A 15383-nucleotide genomic window follows, 5' to 3' on the forward strand; every position below is an offset into this window, starting at 1 on the left:
GGCGCGCGTCCTGCTGCATATTGCCGGTTTGTCATGCTTCATTCTTCACGGAGGACTTTTCATGCCATTCAAGTTCTCATTGCCGGTGGCAGCCACCCTGGCCCTGGCAGTTGTTGCATCTCCTGCCGTGTTGGCCAAGCCGTTCAAGTGGTCCGGTTCCAGCGACATCCAGACCATGGACATCCACTCGCAGAACAGCGCTCTGGGCAACGGCATCCATGCGGCGGTGTACGAGTCGCTGGTCATGTTCAACAGCCGCACGCTCAGGGTGGAGCCGCTGCTGGCCACGTCGTGGCAGCAGGTCAGCCCCACGCAGATGCGCTTCAAGCTGCGCCAGGGCGTGAAGTTCAGTGATGGCTCTGCCATGACGGCGGACGACGTCGTGTATTCACTGCAGCGTGCGATGAGCAAGACCTCCACCTACGCCATCTACACCCAGGGCATAGACCGCATTGCCAAGGTGGATGGCGAGACCATCGACATCTTTCTGAAGAACCCCAACCCGGTGCTGCTCAACCAGCTGACCGAGCTGCGCGTGATGAGCAAGGCCTGGGCCGAGAAAAACAACGCGGTGGAGCCCAAGGACATCAAGGCCAAGGACGAGACCTATTCGCACCGCAACGCCATGGGGACAGGCCCGTTCGTGCTCAAGGAATGGGTGCCCGACCAGAAGATTATGTTCGCTGCCAATCCGGGCTGGTGGAACGCAGGCAAGGTAGAGGGCAACGTGACTGAGATCACCTATCTGCCCATTAAGTCCGAGGCCACGCGCATTGCCGCGTTGCTGTCCGGCGAGGTGGACATGGTGCGTGACACCAGTATCCAGGACCTGGCGCGGATCAAGGCCAACCCCAATCTCAAGGTCATGGAGATGGTGGAGAACCGCACCGTGTACCTGGCCATGGACCAGTTCCGCGACGAACTGGCGGGCAGCAACATCAAGGGCAAGAATCCGCTGAAAGACCTGCGCGTGCGCAGGGCGCTGTACCAGGCCATCGACGGCGCAACACTGCAGCGCGTAACCATGCGCGGCATGTCCAAACCCACCGGTGCCATGGTGTCGCCCCTGGTCAACGGCTGGACCGAGGCGGTTGACAAACGTCTGCCCTATGACCCCAATGCCGCCAAAGAACTGCTGACGCAAGCCGGCTACAGCGATGGCTTTGAGGTGGACTTTGCCTGCAGCAACAACGCCATCGTGCAGGACGAGCAACTGTGCCAGGCGATCGCTGCCATGTGGTCGCGCATCGGCATCAAGGCCAAGCTGCGCACCATGCCCGCTGTGAGCTACTACCCCATGGCCCAGCGGCACGAGGCCAGCATCGCGCTGCTGAGCTGGGGCGTGCCGACGTTTGATGCGCTGTACACGCTGCAATCGCTCACCCGCACCAAAACCACCGGGGGCGATGGCAACTACAACCTGGGCCGCTACAGCAACGAGCGTATGGACTACGTCGTGGACCGCGTGAAGACCGAGACCGACCTGCCCGTACGCAACCGGCTGCTCACCGAAGGCCTGCAGCTGCAGAACGACACCGTGGCCCATATTCCCCTGCACAACCAGATGCTGGCCTGGGCCATGAAGAAAAACGTGGAACTGGTGCAGCGGCCGGACAACCGCATCGACTGGCGGTTGATCAAGGTGAACTGACGGGCTGGGGGGCGAAAGGCCGTCCGTTGATGGACGACCTTTCGCGGTGCGCTCACGCTGGCAGGCCCAGACGCAGCACGCTGTTTTCGCTGCCGACGTACAGGCTGTTGGCATCGGGGCCGGGGCCGATGAATTTCACCAGGTTCAGGCTGGCGGGCAAGGAGCCCAGGCGCACGCCGCCGGGAGTCGGATCGGCCTGCCCGGCCACCAGCTCCAAGCCCTTGGCAACGGTCCAGCGGTAAACGGCGCAGGCGTTGGAGATGATGAACACCTCGCCGGGCCGATCAGGCAGGGTGCAGAGCTGGTGGTAGTGCATCGAATACGCATCGGTTCCACTTACCGGGGGCAGAGCAAAGGACTGGCGCGTAGCGCCTTCCAGGCGCACCAGTTCGGGCACATGGCGCTGCACGCTCTTGCGGTCCGCGGTCAGCACGGGCCGGTTGCACAGCACCCACGACACGGGCGAGCTGCCACCCTCGAAGGCGAGGTCCGTCACGTCCATGTGCCAGGGGCGTTGATCTAGCAGGGGGTAGTTGTCCGGTGAGTGGATGAGTTGCGGGTCGCCCACCACCACCTGCACCTGCCCCGCAGCGCTGATGGTGCCGATCAGCGAGACGCCGGAGTTTTTGAAGGGCATCCAACTAAGCGGAATTGGGCGGACCCGCGTGGCAAACCACAGCAGGCCGGTTGTGTCGGCCCGCAGCGCGGACAAGCCCAGGTCGTTGGACGGGCTCATGCTGTCCAGGAGACTGCTCTTGGCCCAAGGCTCCCAGGCCGTGCCGGCCCCGCCCTTGGGTGCGCGGAGCAGTGTCTTGGTGTCCTGGTCGTAGGTCACGAGGTAACCATATGCGCTGGACAACAGCCGAAAGCTGGAAGGGTAGGTGACAGACATCGAAGTCACCTGGCCTGCCGGTGTGACCGTGCGCAGTGGCGTAGGGACCGACTGCGGCGGCGTACCGGGCAATGGGATCTGAGCCCCCACTGCCACATACAGCGGGCCCGATGCTTCCGAGGTGGCGTGGGCACCCCGCTCAAAGTCAAATCGCGCCCCGTCGCCACTGCTGTCCGCGTGTCCGCGTTGGTCGGCCAGGCCGACCCAAGGCTGCGGCACAGCGATCGGTGTTTTCACCCTGTCCAGCACCAAGAGTACGCCGGGGCTCTCGAGGGAGGATTGGTCCAGAGGGCCCCGCCACGCATGCGCCACCAAGTGTCCGGTGAGGGGGTTGGACACCGCCGCATCCACCCGCCCTGGCAGGTGCCAGACGTCCGTGCGCGTGCCATCCAGCGCGTAGTGGGCCATCGTGTTGAACGCAGCGTCAAAGCCCCAGTACATGTCGATGCTGCCTTTGACGGGCGCGAAGGGTTCGGCGTGGGCCACACTTCTCCAGTTGTTCGGCAGGACTTCCCAGAAGTATTGGCCTGACGAGGCCCTCGCCAGTTCCGCCCATTGCACGCGGTTGTTCTGAAAATCATCGGTAAACCTGCGCACTGCCCCAGTTGGGGATGCGATCAAGCGGCTGTTATTGGGCACCGGCAGCAAGGAAACCACGGTTCCATCGGGGGCCAAAGTTCGCAGCGTGTAGTTGGCGGCGCCAGCATCGCGGTCCAGAAAGTACACCAGCCCATCGCCCGCCAGCAGCGGGTTCCCGAACCAGAGGATCTGCGCCGCAGGGCCTTTGCCATCCTGCATGTTGGTGGCGTTGGGTTGGCCTGCCAGCGTCACCAGCGTTTCATTGTCGAAGAACGAAACTACAGCGCTGGAATCGCCCACCACAGCATGGGCGATCACGTACCGGTCTTGCGCATCAAAGACCCCGAGATTCACGGGCACCTTTTGGTTGAACGCAAAGTACGACAGCGTACCTTCTGGGGTGATCCTTCCTACTTTTTGTTCACGGCCGTACCTGCCAACGAACCAAAGATCGCCCTTGCTGTTGAAGGCATGCCCCGCCATCACTGGGGGCAAACGTGCATCGGTCAACGCGCCAGACAGAAAACCTGAGCCGCCCAATGCGCCCGCCATCAAACTGAGCGAGGCTGGACCCGGTGCGGGACCGGGTGCTGGGGCTGGCGCAGGGGCGCCCTCTCCCACGCCACCGCCGCAGGCCGACAAACCAGAGGCCGTCATCCACAGTGCAAAGTGGCGGCGAGTCAGGGCAGAGGACACCTTCTCGGTCGAAGTGCGCATGGACAGTCTTGTGAAAGTTGATAAATCACTGCTTATAAAACACCGGTGTAGCAAATGTGGAGGTTGTTACCAGGAGTTGCAGTGATGCGCGTGCCAGCCGTGAGCGCCGAGCACTGCGGGCACGCAGAGTGCGCGGGCGTTAGCGCGGAGGCTGCAGCATGATGATCGCCATGCCCGCCAGCGCGACCAGTACGCCCGCCGTATCCCAGACGGTGGGCCGAATGCCATCGACTATCCACAGCCAGGCCAGCGCCGCGCCGATATAGACCCCGCCATAGGCCGCATACACGCGCCCCGCGCCTGCGGTGTCATGCAGCGTGAGCAGCCACGCGAACAGGGCGAGACTCAGCGCTGCAGGGAGCAGCAGCCACATCGGCTTGCCCTGTTTGAGCCACAGCCAGGGCAGGTAGCAACCCACGATTTCAGCCAGTGCGGTGGCGAGGAAGAGCAGCAAGGTCTTCATCATTGTTCGGGGCAGCGAATGGCGGTGGATGGTGGTGCCTCTGGGCTGGTTGCCAGCCACTGGCGCAGCGCCAGTTCGCCCTTGGCGGTGAAGTGCACGACGCGTGAGCCCTGTGCCCGGTGCGCCCATCCGCCGTCGAACAGGCGCTGCAGCAATGCAGCGCCCAGCGCGCCGCCCAGGTGGTGGCGGCGCTCGCTCCAGTCCAGGCAAGGGCGGCACAGCATGCGCCGCTGTTGCGCCAGTGCCGTGGTGTCAATGTCCACCTGGGCAAACCACTGCGCGCCTGCGGGCGTCACCGCTGCACCCTGGGGCGTGGCGTGCAGCAGCCCCTGACGCACCAGGGCTTCGTAGAACTGCACGCCCACTTCGCCAGCCAGGTGGTCGTAGCACATGCGCGCGCGGCGCAACGCGGGCTCGCGCGGGCTGGAGCGCAGGCGCACGGCACCGGCGCGAAACGCCACGTTCATCAGTGATTCCAGCAAGTGCGCCACATCGCGGTCCGCCAGCCGGAAGTAGCGGTGCCTGCCCTGGCTTTCCACCGCGACCAGGCCGGTATCCAGCAGCTTGGCGAGGTGCGCGCTGATGGTCTGCTTGGTCACACCTGCGATGTCGGCCAGCTCGGTGGCCGTGAGCGCGCGGTCCGCCATCAGGGCGGTGAGGACTTCGGCGCGTGCGCTGTCGCCGATGAGCGCGGCAATGCGCGCGATGTGGGGGCCGTCTTTCATGGTTCGATCTTGGGCGAACCATCAAGGGCCGTCAACCGCCTATCGTGAAGCCCTTGTCCACCAGCCTTTCCAGAGCTTCATGATCACCTGCTTCATCCGCTACGAAATCGATCCCTTTCAGCGCGAGGCGTTTGCCGAATACGCGCGCCGCTGGGGCCAGATCATTCCCCGCTGCGGCGGCCACCTGCTGGGCTACTTTCTGCCGCACGAGGGCAGCAACTACGAGGCCTGGGGCCTGATCGGCTTTGAGTCCCTGGCTGCCTACGAGGCCTACCGTGCGCGGCTGCGCGCAGACCCGGAAGGCCGTGCGAACTTTGCACTGGCGCAGGACGGACACTTCATCCTGAGGGAGGAGCGCACCTTCACCCTGGCCGTGGAAGGCACGCTGGGCCTGCCCGCACGGTGACGCAGCCGCCTGAGCCCGGACATGGCGCTCCACCTCCTTGCGGAGGCCGACGGGAGTGAGTGTGAAAATGATCAGAACTGCGAGGCTCTGTCATTTCGCGACGTGGTACGTGCTGGCGGGCATGGATGTGACCACATCTGAAAGATGTTGCCCGCAGGACTCAGGGCCATGGGCAAGTTGGGTGTTCTGAAGTCATCTCAGACCCATCGGGAGGAAGCGATCTGCCGTGCGAGTGACCACCAGATAGCCGGGAATACTCTTGGCACGGGCTAAACGCACCCTCTCCATAAAGGCTGCAGCCCTGTGCCAGCCGTCGTAGAGAACGATATCGCTGAGCTGCTGCGATGGATTGTCCGAAACCAGTGTTGCGGCGCAGAGGAGATATCCCTTGCTCGCCCCTTCCCCTGGGTCATGGATCAGCCGCTGAATATGGGCGGCTGATTCGCTGTCGTCCTGCGCCGTACCGGCTTGCCAGGATTCGACGGATCTCCCGTCTGCAAGAACGAGATTTCCGATATCGACCGCGTTCATTTCAACCTCAAAGACAGCCTGCGGTTCGCGCAACAGTATTCGCGCTATGTACGGTGATCTGGACAGGAGTGCGAATTCTGTGCACATCATGGGATTTGTGGTGTCAACCTGGATTTTTCCTGCCAGCCGACCTTGGGCCTCGTGCTCTCCCCAACGAGCTAGCGCATTCGTGAGCGTTTGCCGTGACTTGATTTGCATGCATGTCTTCTTATGTCATCACCGACCCCATTGACGGGATGAGTCGGGTGGATGGATGGCCCTTGAGATCGCGGAATTTGTTTGTTGTAGTGGCGCGAAACTGGCTGAGGCTTGGTGGGTGAACTGCCGACGGTAGTTTGCCTCAGCGTCTGCCAGTGCGATGCAGGCGAGGGGTTCGCACATGCGACGTTGTCCGAACCAAGATACCTGTCTCACGGCCTTCGACTTCACCGCCTCATCACCTTCAACGGGGAGGGGAAAATCCCGCTCGACGGGACAACAGTCACTGTCCCTTTGTTGCCGTCGTTTCAGCCGCTGCTGCTGGAGGCCCCAGAGGCTTCGAGCCCGCCCGCACCGTCATGTGTTGGCGGCACTATCGACGGGGAGTCTATGCCTTGACCGCAATCAACTCCATGCAGACGCGGTAGCGCTGACTGATGCCATAGCGCACGGGTTGGAAGCCCGACTCGGTGAGAAGTGCATAGAGTCTGTCACGGTCAAAATTGTGATAGTGCTCAATTTCTCCCCAGTAAGGGTTCGCGTTGTTTGCATCCAGCGCTTTCCAGACCGGCGACCCCATGTTGGGCAACGAAATTAGCAGGACTCCGCCAGGGTGAAGGAGCCGGTGGGCTGCGTGCAGACCGACCTTGGGAAATGGCATGTGTTCCAGCACGTCCGCCATGCTGATCACACTGGCTGGGTGGGACAACTGGAATTCGGCAACGTCCTGGCAGTGTGCGGCTACACCCCATTTGCGCAACTCGTGCACGGATTGCGATCGCAGGTCCAGGCCCACTGGCTCGAAACCATATTCTTGTGCCGTCAACAGCAGCGACGCATTGCCAAAGCCCACATCCAGCCAGGTGCCGTGGGTCTGGTAGGTAAGGACCTTTTCGATCATTTGTGCGGACACATAGCGTTGCCGCTCCAAGTCGTAGCCCACCACCTGCGACTCATTCGTGCCACGAAAAACGATATTCAGTGCTGCATCGGAGTAGTAGCCGCTACGGAACACGTGCCGGCAAGCCGAGCACTGACGCCAGTGCATGGTGCGGGAGAGCTCGGGGCTATAACGCGGATGGTGGGAGCAATCAGCACTGCACAGTGACCCGAATGCTTTGCTTTCGCACAGCGGACAGGCCAGGTAGTCGATCAGTTCACCCGTCATGGCTGCCGTCGGAGGCGTGGCAGGGCGGTATGTCGTCTGCACCGGCACTGCGGGGATGTTGTACTTGATCATCCGGCCATTCTAGGTGCCAGGTGTCGCCATCGCCCAATGCGGCTACAGCGCAAAGATCTTGCCCGGGTTTAGGATGTTCTTCGGGTCCAGCGCCCGCTTGATGGCGCGCATCATGTCCACCGCGCCGGTGCCGGTTTCGTCCAGCAAAAAGCCCATCTTGTGGATGCCCACGCCATGTTCACCGGTGCACGTTCCGCCCATGGAGAGTGCCCTGGCAACCAGGGTGTGGTTCATGGCCTCGGCCTTCGTGCGTTCTTCGGCGCTGTTCGGGTCGATGAGGTAGCCGAAGTGGAAGTTGCCGTCGCCCACGTGGCCGACGAGGAAGTAGGGGATGCCGCTGGCTTCCACCTCGTCCACCGATTCGAGCAGGCAGTCGGCCAGGCGGCTGATAGGCACGCAGGTGTCGGTGCTGATGGCGCGGCAGCCGGGGCGGCTTTGCACGGCGGCGAAGTAGGCGTTGTGCCGCGCGGTCCACAGGCGCGTGCGCTCTTCGGGAGTGCTGGCCCATTCAAAAGCCTGGCCACCGAATTCGCTGGCAATGTCTTGCACCATCTCGGCCTGTTCCTTCACGCTGGCTGGTGAGCCGTGGAACTCCATCAGCAGCATGGGTTCCTCGCGCAGGGTCAGCTTGCTGTGTGCGTTCACCATGCGCACCGTGTGGTGGTCGATGAGTTCCACGCGCGCAATCGGAACGCCGATCTGGATGGTCTGGATGGTGGTGCGCACAGCCGCTTCGATGCTGGGGAAGGAGCAGATGGCTGCGCTCACTGCTTCGGGCAGCGGGTACAGGCGCACGGTGATCTCGGTCATGATGCCCAGCGTGCCCTCGCTGCCCACCATCAGGCGCGTGAGGTCGTAGCCCGCGCTGCTTTTCTTGGCACGCGTGCCGGTCTGGATGACTTCGCCGCTGGCGGTCACCACCTCCAGCGCCAGCACGTTTTCGCGCATGGTGCCGTAGCGCACGGCGTTGGTGCCGCTGGCGCGCGTGGCGCTCATGCCGCCGATGCTGGCGTCGGCGCCGGGGTCGATGGGGAAGAACAGGCCGGTGTCCTTGATGGCTTCGTTCAGTGCCTTGCGTGTGATACCGGGTTGCACGGTCACCGTGAGGTCTTCGGCGTTGATGCTGAGCACCTGGTTCATGCGGCTCACGTCAATGCTGATGCCGCCCTGCACGGCCAGCAGGTGGCCTTCGAGCGACGAACCCGCGCCGTAGGGGATCACGGGCACTTCGTACTGGCTGGCCAGCTTCACCGCATCGGCCACGTCCTGCGTGCTTTCGGCAAACACCACGGCGCTGGGCGGTGGGGCCTGCAGCGAGCCTTCGTCGCGCCCATGCTGTTCGCGCACGGCCTGGGCCAGCGAGCACTGCGCGCCAAAGCGGGCCTGCAGCGCATCGATGAGGGCTTGTGGTACGTCGCGCAGTTGGATTTCGGGCAGCAGGTGGGCAGCAGCGGTGGGTGCGTTCATGGTGTGTGTCTCCGGTGGGTGCGGTCAGTGAGAAGCATTCTAGGTTCGGCCCCGTGGCTGGTCCCTGGGTGATCCACCTTGGGCCCGGGTGGGGATGCGGGTATTCACGGGCTTGCTGGTCAGCGGGGGTGTAAATACATTACGTTCGAAATGTATATTGTGAAAGCGCCATGAACCACCGTGTTTCCCCCAAGGCCGGGACGCGCCGCACCCATGCCGAGCGCAGCGCCGCCACCCGCCAGCACCTGATCGCCACGGCCATCGACGTGATCCAGCACCGCAGCCTGGAGGAGATGTCCATCCACGAGCTGGCCAAGTCGGCGGGCATGACCTCGGGCGCGGTGCAGCACCACTTCGAGTCGAAGGCAGTGCTGATGATGAATGTGCTGAGCGAGCTGATCGAGTCCACCGTGCGCTCGGGCGAACTCTGGCCCAGCGCGGAACTGCCAGCGCGCGAACGGGCGGCGAAGTTTGTGCAGGCGGTGTGGCGCCTGGTCTATGCGCAGCCGCGTTTCATCGTGGCCTGGAACATCTACCTGGGCTGCCGCAATCAGCCCGAGGTGCTGGGCCATATTGCCGAGCTGCGCCAGAGCGTGCAGGCGCGCATGCACGAAGGCTTTTTTGAAACCTTCCCCGAGCTGGCGGCGGAGCCCGACCGCGACGGCCTGCTGGGCCTGGTGCTGTCGTCGCTGCGCGGGCTGGGGCTGCTGCAGCTGTTTGCGCCCGCCCAGCCCACCGCGCCTGATGCCGCACAGCAGGCGCAACTGGCCTGCCTGGCCGACTGGATTGCCGCCCGGTGCGAAGCGGCTGCGCCATCAACGGCCGCCGCTGTGTCCACCAAGGCACGCACACGCCGTCGCTGACCCCTTTTGTCTGCCTGCTTGTCGTGCGGCATCTCCCGCCTGCACGCCACGCATCGCGGACATCCATCGAAGAAAACATTACCAGGAGACAAACCATGACCTCAGCTTTTACGCGCGTTCCAAGCATGGTCGCGCTGGCCGCACTCGCCTGCCTGGCCGGTCGCGCCCAGGCGCAGCAGCCTGCTGCCTACCCGGTCAAACCCATCCAGCTCATCGCCCAGCAGCCGCCCGGCAGTGGCTCGGACGCCATGACGCGGGTGTGGGCCGACTGCGCCGCGCGCGAACTGGGTCAGCCCGTCGTGGTGCAGAACAAGCCCGGGGCCAACGGCATCCTGGCCGTCAACTACCTCAAGGCCCAGCCTGCAGATGGCTATAACCTGCTGAGCATCGGCATGTCGCAGATGACCATCACGCCCTACGTCTACAAACAGCAGCCCTACGATCCGCTGCGCGACTTTGACGGCGTGGCGGTGCTGGGCACGTCGCCGCTGGTGCTGGCAGTGCCCGCAGGGCAGGGCATTGCCAGCCTGGCGGATCTGCAGAAGCTGGCGCGGTCCACACCGGGCGGGGTCAACTTCGGGTCGCCGGGCAAGGGCAGCCCAGCGCACCTGCTGACCTCGGCGTTGATAGAAAAGCTGGGTGTGCCCGGCACCCATGTGCCTTTTGTGGGTGAGGGCGCGGGCCTCACCGCGCTCATGGGCCAGCAGATCCACGCGATGACGCTGGTGATTGGCACGGCAGCAGCACAGGTCAAGGCGGGCAAGCTGGTGCCGCTGGCGCTGTTTGGTGCGCAGCGCTCGCCGTTGCTGCCCGATGTGCCGACCATCGCCGAAGCCTTGCCCTCTGCCAGCGACCTGGCGCGGCCCGCGTGGATTGCCGTGGTGGCCAAGGCCGGCACGCCCCCCGAGTTGCTGAACCGGCTCAATGCGGTCACTGAGAAGTGTCGGGGTGGCGATTCGCAGTACAAGGCTCGCCTTGAAGCCATGAACGTCACGCTCACTGCCACCGCACCTGCCGATGCGCGCACCTGGGCGGCGCGTGATGCGGCCGTGTGGCGCCCGCTGATCGACAAGCTGGGCCTGGCCACGGAATGACGACGGGCACTGCAGAGCCTCAGGTCACGCTGGCCCACGGTGGGCAACTGCGCGGCCTGTGGGAGGAGGGCGTGCGTGTGTTCCGTGGCATGCCGTACGCGCAGGCGCCACGCGGCGCGCTGCGGTTTGCGGCGCCGTTGCCTGTTTCACCGTGGTCCGGCGTGCGCGATGCCACCGCGTTTGCGCCCATGGCACCGCAGCTGGCCCGCAGCGCGCGTGCCGATGCGCCCATGCTGGGGGGCGACGACTGCCTGGCGGTCAATGTGTGGGCGCCAACCGCCGAGCCAGGAGCCCACCTGCCCGTCATGGTCTGGGTGCATGGCGGAGGCTTCTTTCGCGGCGCGGCCAGCGAGCCGCTGTACGACGGGGCGTCGCTGGCGCGACGGGGCGTGGTGCTGGTGTCGGTGCAGTACCGTTTGGGCATTGACGGGTTTTTGCACTTCGAAGGCGAGGAGCACGCTGCGCCCGCCAATCGCGGCCTGCTGGACCTGCTGATGGCACTGCAGTGGGTGCGCGACCATATCCACGCCTGGGGCGGAGATGCGGGGCGCACCACGGTGTTCGGCCAGTCGGCCGGTGCCGGGGCCTTGGCCTGTCTGATGGGCATGCCCGCTTCGCGTGGGTTGTTCCAGCGCGCCATTCTGCAAAGCCCCAGCGTCGCCTGCCAGACCTTGCAGGAGGCCGCTGCGGCGCGCCATGCCGTGGCCGTGCTGGCGGGTGTGGAGTCCACCCTGGCTGCACTGGGCGCGGCGCAGCAGGCTGCTGTGCTGCACGCCGTACACCGGCTGGCCTCCGAGCCTGCCCTGCGGCAACAACACGGGCTGGGCGGACGCAACTTCTTTCCCTTGCGGCCCGTGGTGGATGGCCATGTGCTCACCGCACCGCCGTTGGAGGCGCTTGCGCAGCAGTGGGCGGCCCAGCCGCCCGACCTGCAGGTGCTGGTGGGCAGCAACGCGCAGGAGATGCGCCTGTACCACGTGCCCGGCGGTGCCATTGACCGGGTGACAGAGGCGCAGGTCCATGCCTTTGCGCAGGACGTGGGCTTGAATGCCTCCGCCGCACAGGCCCTGCGAAACATGCTGCCACCCGCGCAGCAAACGCCTGGCGAGTGGCTGTGCGCTCTGCAGTCCGACTACTACTACCGTGTGCCCGCGCAGCGCATTGCCGCGCTGGCCCACCGCTGGGCCCGCAGCGCCCATGGTTATGAATTCACCTGGCCCTCGCCGCAGTGGCGCGGGCGCTTGGGCGCAGCGCATGGGGTGGAGCTGCCGTTTGTGTTCGGCAATCTCCACACGCCCACAGGGCAGGAACTCACGGGGCCGACGCCGCCCGCTGTGCTGGCCGAGGCACTGCAGCAGCGCTGGGTAGCGTTTGCGCGGGATGGCAACCCTGGATGGGCGCCGTATGCCGGTGCGCAGCCACCGGTCCAGCATGTGAGCGAAACGCTGTTTTGTACGCCCCACACGCAGCCGGAGCGGTTTGCGCTGTGGGAGGGAGTTCTGTAGCGACCCTCTCTCAGGGCTCACCTGTCAGGGGTACCACAGCGGCCGTTGGCTCGCTACACTGAGCCAGCGCTTGCGCGCGACTGACCAACTACAGAGAGAGGGATTGCCATGGCTTCAGCCAGTGTGGGAGATTGCCTGTCGGGTGCCTGGGGCACCTTCAAGAAAAACGTCCTCACCCATGTGGTGTGCACCTTGCTGGTGATGGTGGTCGCCGGTATCAGCGCCGGCCTGCTGGCCGGGCCCATGGTGGTGGGCTACATGCGCATGATCGAGCGCGAGACGCGCGGCGAAGCGGTGCAGATCGGCGACGTCTTTCGGGGCTTTGATGACTTTGTGCCCGCCTTTGTGGCCGGGCTCATCAGTTCGCTGGTGGTGTCGTTGGGCTTCATGCTGTGTTTCATCCCCGGCTTGCTGGTCATGGCGCTGCCCCCGGTGGCACTGTTCCTCGTGGCGCGCGGCGAGCGCGATGGCGTCGCGGCTTTCAGCCAGGCCTGGACCATCGTGACCAAGAACCTGGGCTCGGCGTTCTTCTGCTCGCTGGTGCTGGGCATCGTGGGCTCGCTGGGTTTCCTGCTGTGCTGGGTGGGTGCGCTGCTGACGCTGCCGCTGTCCACCATCGGCTCCTACTACATGGCACGCCAGCTGGTGGGCGATGAGCCGGTGGCCCTTCCTCCTCTCTGACCCCGGCCCCGCAGTGGTGCCGGCGGGCAGCCCACCCGCCTGGCAGCCGCTGGGCGTAGGCGATCGGCGGCAGCGGCTGGCGTTGGGCCTGGGCTGGCCGCTGGCCATGGCGGCCACGCCCTGGTGGCTCGGTCAGGGCGGGCTGGGTCTGGGTTGCGGGTTTCTTGCGCTGACGGGCATACCCTGCCCGTTGTGCGGCGGCACGCACGCGTGTGCGGCCCTGGTCCAGGGCGATTGGGCGGCCGCCTGGGCGGCCAACCCGGGTGCGCTGGTGTTGCTGCTGTGGCTGTCGCTGCTGGCGGGCCAGGCGGTGGTCGAAGGCGCCCAGGGCCGCCGCCGCGTGGCGCGCTGGCCCTGGTGGCACCCAGCAGTGTTTGTCGTGTTGGGCAGCGGGTTGGTGCTGTCCTGGCTCTCGCGCCTGGCCGGGCTGGTGTAGCCGCTCGTTGGGTCCTTGGGTCCTGGTACTTACCTCTTCGTGAGGCGACCGCCTTCTATGGCCGTCTGAGTGCCCTGCGCAGCCGGTGGCCCGCCAACGCCAGTGCCTGCACCACATCCATGCACCAGCATCCCCTTGGGTCAGGTTAGCGCAGCCCCACGCATCGTTGCGGGGCAGACTGCCCCATGGTGCACAGCCTCCGTGCGCCAGACTGGTGCATTCAGCTTGTATACCAGTTGGCACGGAACCTGCGATACCGCAGGCAATGACCACCGCCACCGAGATCAGCAACCGCATCATCGAAGCCGTAATGGCGCAAAAGCTCGCGCCCGGCTCCCGCCTGGGCGAGCAGCAGCTGGCCATGCTGTTCGACTGCAGCCGCACCATCGTGCGCGAGGCGCTCACGCGGCTGGCCACGCGGGGCATCGTCACCGTCAGCGCTCGGCGGGGCTGGTATGTGATCGAGCCGTCGCAGGACGAAGCGCGCGAGGCCTTCGAGGCGCGCCGCGTGATCGAGCTGGGCCTGCTGCATCAGCTCAAGGTGGTGGACAAGACGGCGCTGCGCCAGCTCAAGAGCCACCTGCAACGCGAAAAGGCCGCGCTGGCGGGCACCGATGTGGGCATGCGCAGCTTCTTGCTGGGGGACTTCCATGTGTGCCTGGCCGAATGCCTGGGCAACAGCCTGCTGGCCGACACGCTGCGCGACTTCACGGCGCGCACCACACTCATCGCCATGCTCTACCAGTCATCGCACGATGCGGCGCAGAGCTGTGCCGACCATGTGCGCATCGTCGAGGCGCTGGAAGCGGGAGACATTGCCGGCGCCGAGGCACTCATGTCCGAGCACATCGGCACCGTGCAGTCGGCCCTGCGCCTGCAGGCCAGCAGCGACCCGCTGGCCGGGCTGCGCGACGCGCTGGCACCGGTGCGCAAGAGCCCCGCACCAACCACCGCACCAGCCCGCGCGCGCAAGCCCCGCGCCGCCACCAGTTCCATCCCCCCAGCGTCTGACCCAGACGCACCTGCCGACGCATCCACCTACCTAGGAGCCCTGCTATGACCACCGTCCGCACCGTCACTTCGTCCACCCGCCGCCTGACCCTTGGCGTGCTTGCCGCCACCGGCCTCGCAGCGGCCCTGATGGCACCTGCCGCCCACGCGCAGAACGCGCTGGACAACATCCTCAAGGCCAAGGAAATCAAGATCGCCATTCCCACCGACTACCCGCCCTACGGCTTTGTCGGCACGGACCTCAAACCCCAGGGGCTGGACGTGGAGATGGCCAACTACATCGGCACCAAGCTGGGCGTCAAGGTCGAGCTGATTCCCGTGACCAGCGCCAACCGCATCCCGTACCTGCAAACGCAGAAGGCCGACCTCGTGATCTCCACGCTGGGCAAGAACCCCGAGCGCGAGAAAGTGATCGACTTCACTGCGGCCTACGCACCGTTCTTCCAGGCCGTGTTTGCGAGCAAGAGCCTGAACATCAAGAGCTTTGCCGACCTGGCGGGCAAGACGGTGGCCGTGACGCGCGGCGCCATGGAAGACCAGGAGCTGGCCAAAGTCGCGCCTCCCGGCGTGGATGTGAAGCGCTTTGAAGACCACGCCGCCAGCATTGCGGCCTTTGTGTCGGGCCAGACGCAGGCCATTGCGACCAGCGCATCGACGGCGGGCACCATCATGGTCAAGAACCCCAACCTGGCCACCGAATACAAGCTGCTCCTCAAGGACAGCCCGAACTTCATCGGTGTGGCCAAAGGCGAAGACAAGCTGCGCCTGCGCGTGAACGAAATCATTGCCGAGGCCCGCAAGTCGGGCGACATCGACAAGCTGTCCAACAAGTGGCTGGGTCGTCCTGCGGGTGACCTGCCCCTGTGATGCGGCGCACAGGATGAATTGCTGAAACCCAAGGGCCTGCGGCGCGACAAGCGGCGC

Annotated in this window: 15 protein-coding genes; 9 read left to right on the forward strand and 6 right to left on the reverse strand. The window is 65.1% G+C overall.

The window, feature by feature from the left end:
- Positions 1–61 precede the first annotated feature (61 nt).
- On the forward strand, positions 62–1651 hold the full coding sequence (locus tag C8C96_RS04275) for an ABC transporter substrate-binding protein (protein WP_121941545.1): 1590 nt from the start codon (positions 62–64) through the stop codon (positions 1649–1651).
- Between the two features lie 52 nt (positions 1652–1703).
- Here the strand turns inward: C8C96_RS04275 and C8C96_RS04280 are convergent, their stop codons facing one another.
- The 3 genes from C8C96_RS04280 to C8C96_RS04290 form a co-directional block, all read right to left on the reverse strand.
- A complete protein-coding gene (locus C8C96_RS04280) occupies positions 1704–3839 on the reverse strand; it encodes a hypothetical protein (RefSeq protein ID WP_233584149.1) in 2136 nt (711 codons plus the stop codon).
- A gap of 139 nt (positions 3840–3978) precedes the next feature.
- A complete protein-coding gene (locus C8C96_RS04285; RefSeq protein ID WP_121941546.1) occupies positions 3979–4302 on the reverse strand; it encodes a YnfA family protein in 324 nt (107 codons plus the stop codon).
- Entirely contained in the window at positions 4302–5027 is a 726-nt protein-coding gene (locus C8C96_RS04290; protein ID WP_121941547.1) for a winged helix-turn-helix domain-containing protein, read from the reverse strand. The genes C8C96_RS04285 and C8C96_RS04290 overlap by 1 nt, the downstream gene beginning before the upstream one ends.
- A gap of 79 nt (positions 5028–5106) precedes the next feature.
- Here C8C96_RS04290 and C8C96_RS04295 point away from each other — a divergent pair, with 79 nt between their 5' ends.
- On the forward strand, positions 5107–5433 hold the full coding sequence (locus tag C8C96_RS04295) for an NIPSNAP family protein (protein ID WP_121941548.1): 327 nt from the start codon (positions 5107–5109) through the stop codon (positions 5431–5433).
- Positions 5434–5625: 192 nt separating this feature from the next.
- Here C8C96_RS04295 and C8C96_RS04300 read toward each other — a convergent pair whose 3' ends face one another.
- From C8C96_RS04300 to C8C96_RS04310, 3 genes are all read right to left on the reverse strand, one after another.
- Positions 5626–6162 (reverse strand): hypothetical protein, encoded by a 537-nt coding sequence (locus C8C96_RS04300; protein ID WP_147455643.1) that lies wholly within the window; start codon positions 6160–6162, stop codon positions 5626–5628.
- 388 nt (positions 6163–6550) lie between these two features.
- A complete protein-coding gene (locus C8C96_RS04305) occupies positions 6551–7402 on the reverse strand; it encodes a class I SAM-dependent methyltransferase (protein ID WP_233584150.1) in 852 nt (283 codons plus the stop codon).
- 42 nt (positions 7403–7444) lie between these two features.
- Positions 7445–8869 carry an FAD-binding oxidoreductase gene (locus tag C8C96_RS04310; protein WP_121941550.1) on the reverse strand — a complete coding sequence of 475 codons (1425 nt, stop codon included), beginning with the start codon at positions 8867–8869 and terminating at the stop codon, positions 7445–7447.
- A 170-nt stretch (positions 8870–9039) separates the two neighbouring features.
- Between C8C96_RS04310 and C8C96_RS04315 the strand changes: the two genes are divergently transcribed.
- From C8C96_RS04315 to C8C96_RS04345, 7 genes are all read left to right on the forward strand, one after another.
- Entirely contained in the window at positions 9040–9732 is a 693-nt protein-coding gene (locus tag C8C96_RS04315) for a TetR/AcrR family transcriptional regulator (protein WP_121941551.1), read from the forward strand.
- 95 nt (positions 9733–9827) lie between these two features.
- Positions 9828–10826 (forward strand): tripartite tricarboxylate transporter substrate binding protein, encoded by a 999-nt coding sequence (locus C8C96_RS04320; protein WP_121941552.1) that lies wholly within the window; start codon positions 9828–9830, stop codon positions 10824–10826.
- Entirely contained in the window at positions 10823–12331 is a 1509-nt protein-coding gene (locus tag C8C96_RS04325; protein WP_121941553.1) for a carboxylesterase/lipase family protein, read from the forward strand. Before C8C96_RS04320 ends, C8C96_RS04325 begins: the two co-directional genes overlap by 4 nt.
- A 108-nt stretch (positions 12332–12439) precedes the next feature.
- On the forward strand, positions 12440–13012 hold the full coding sequence (locus tag C8C96_RS04330) for a hypothetical protein (protein WP_116748512.1): 573 nt from the start codon (positions 12440–12442) through the stop codon (positions 13010–13012).
- The gene (locus C8C96_RS04335) at positions 12984–13448 is read left to right on the forward strand and encodes a DUF2752 domain-containing protein (protein ID WP_121941554.1); all 465 of its coding nucleotides are present in this window, start codon (positions 12984–12986) and stop codon (positions 13446–13448) included. The genes C8C96_RS04330 and C8C96_RS04335 overlap by 29 nt, the downstream gene beginning before the upstream one ends.
- A 265-nt stretch (positions 13449–13713) precedes the next feature.
- On the forward strand, positions 13714–14508 hold the full coding sequence (locus C8C96_RS04340; protein WP_099731604.1) for a GntR family transcriptional regulator: 795 nt from the start codon (positions 13714–13716) through the stop codon (positions 14506–14508).
- Positions 14505–15326 carry a transporter substrate-binding domain-containing protein gene (locus tag C8C96_RS04345; RefSeq protein WP_056057032.1) on the forward strand — a complete coding sequence of 274 codons (822 nt, stop codon included), beginning with the start codon at positions 14505–14507 and terminating at the stop codon, positions 15324–15326. Before C8C96_RS04340 ends, C8C96_RS04345 begins: the two co-directional genes overlap by 4 nt.
- Positions 15327–15383: the final 57 nt, after the last annotated feature.

The sequence above is a fragment of the Acidovorax sp. 100 genome, from assembly GCF_003688355.1.
Taxonomy (GTDB): Bacteria; Pseudomonadota; Gammaproteobacteria; order Burkholderiales; family Burkholderiaceae_C; genus Acidovorax; species Acidovorax delafieldii.

Excerpts from the sequence above, each read along its gene's own strand:
- C8C96_RS04275 (WP_121941545.1), top strand. The coding sequence starts at position 62 with ATGCCATTCAAGTTCTCATTGCCGGTGGCAGCCACCCTGGCCCTGGCA.
- C8C96_RS04280 (WP_233584149.1), bottom strand. The coding sequence starts at position 3,839 with ATGCGCACTTCGACCGAGAAGGTGTCCTCTGCCCTGACTCGCCGCCAC.
- C8C96_RS04285 (WP_121941546.1), bottom strand. The coding sequence starts at position 4,302 with ATGAAGACCTTGCTGCTCTTCCTCGCCACCGCACTGGCTGAAATCGTG.
- C8C96_RS04290 (WP_121941547.1), bottom strand. The coding sequence starts at position 5,027 with ATGAAAGACGGCCCCCACATCGCGCGCATTGCCGCGCTCATCGGCGAC.
- C8C96_RS04295 (WP_121941548.1), top strand. The coding sequence starts at position 5,107 with ATGATCACCTGCTTCATCCGCTACGAAATCGATCCCTTTCAGCGCGAG.
- C8C96_RS04300 (WP_147455643.1), bottom strand. The coding sequence starts at position 6,162 with ATGCAAATCAAGTCACGGCAAACGCTCACGAATGCGCTAGCTCGTTGG.
- C8C96_RS04305 (WP_233584150.1), bottom strand. The coding sequence starts at position 7,402 with ATGATCAAGTACAACATCCCCGCAGTGCCGGTGCAGACGACATACCGC.
- C8C96_RS04310 (WP_121941550.1), bottom strand. The coding sequence starts at position 8,869 with ATGAACGCACCCACCGCTGCTGCCCACCTGCTGCCCGAAATCCAACTG.
- C8C96_RS04315 (WP_121941551.1), top strand. The coding sequence starts at position 9,040 with ATGAACCACCGTGTTTCCCCCAAGGCCGGGACGCGCCGCACCCATGCC.
- C8C96_RS04320 (WP_121941552.1), top strand. The coding sequence starts at position 9,828 with ATGACCTCAGCTTTTACGCGCGTTCCAAGCATGGTCGCGCTGGCCGCA.
- C8C96_RS04325 (WP_121941553.1), top strand. The coding sequence starts at position 10,823 with ATGACGACGGGCACTGCAGAGCCTCAGGTCACGCTGGCCCACGGTGGG.
- C8C96_RS04330 (WP_116748512.1), top strand. The coding sequence starts at position 12,440 with ATGGCTTCAGCCAGTGTGGGAGATTGCCTGTCGGGTGCCTGGGGCACC.
- C8C96_RS04335 (WP_121941554.1), top strand. The coding sequence starts at position 12,984 with ATGAGCCGGTGGCCCTTCCTCCTCTCTGACCCCGGCCCCGCAGTGGTG.
- C8C96_RS04340 (WP_099731604.1), top strand. The coding sequence starts at position 13,714 with ATGACCACCGCCACCGAGATCAGCAACCGCATCATCGAAGCCGTAATG.
- C8C96_RS04345 (WP_056057032.1), top strand. The coding sequence starts at position 14,505 with ATGACCACCGTCCGCACCGTCACTTCGTCCACCCGCCGCCTGACCCTT.